At 48.7% G+C, this 865-nt stretch carries 2 protein-coding genes; both read right to left on the bottom strand.

Features of this window, described 5'->3' with window-relative positions; translation table 11 throughout:
- On the bottom strand, window positions 1-473 hold a 473-nt coding region (locus tag A3766_RS03590; protein WP_197479270.1), incomplete at its 3' end, for a type II secretion system F family protein.
- A gap of 2 nt (window positions 474-475) precedes the next feature.
- Window positions 476-865, bottom strand: a 390-nt coding sequence (locus A3766_RS30275; protein WP_369808597.1) for a GspE/PulE family protein, incomplete at its 5' end; no start/stop codon positions are given.

Raw genomic sequence — 865 nt, 5'->3', positions numbered from 1 at the left:
TGTGCTTCGGTATAATCGGCCAGCCGGTTAAGCACCAGGTCAAGGTGACCGGCATGCTCGCCTGCAGCAACCGTAGAGCGATAAAGATTAGGGAAAGCAGCCGGGAATTCAGCAAGGCTATCGGCAAGCGTATAACCTTCTAGTACTTTTGCTCTAACCGCCAGCAACATACTACGAACGTTTGTTTTCTCGCTTTGACTAGCCACCGCACTAAGCGTCTCTTCAATAGGAATACCTGACTGAATCAACGTAGCGATCTGACGGGTAAGTAACGACAGCTCTTTGACACTCAACCTACGCCTTGAGGAACCGCCACCGCTATTGCTCTTTTTCTCAGAACTTTGTTCAACTTCAAGCGGAGCTAAACCTTTTTCGCGCAGTTGCTGTCGAACCTGCCGAGCGCTGTCCGCCTCTATTACACCTTTTTTTTGCTTGCCCTTTTGGTCAAGCGCCTTGTACTCAAATGCAGCCATGACTATCCCCGATGGGTCACCCTTACCACTTCTTCAATCGTGGTAACGCCAGCCAACACCTTCTGAATACCATCATCATGTATGCTTGGACCACACTTACGTGCATAAGTTTCAAGCTCTAGCTCACCGGCTTTGCTATGAATAAGCTCACGCATCTGTTCATCTATTTGCACAAGTTCGTAGATACCAATACGGCCCTTATAACCAAGATGATTACACTCTGGGCAACCTTTTGCTTTGTAGATAGGAGGTTTCGATTGGCCAGGCCCGTGCTCTATATGCAGAAATTCGCATTCGCTGTCATCAGGCTCGTAGGGTTGACGACAGGAGGTACACAGAACACGAACCAAGCGCTGTGCCATAATACCAACAAGGCTCGAGCTAATCAGGAA

This window comes from Oleiphilus sp. HI0132, from assembly GCF_001635845.1.
The sequence above is the reverse complement of the archived record's forward strand: the minus strand, read 5'-3'. Positions and strand labels throughout refer to the sequence as shown.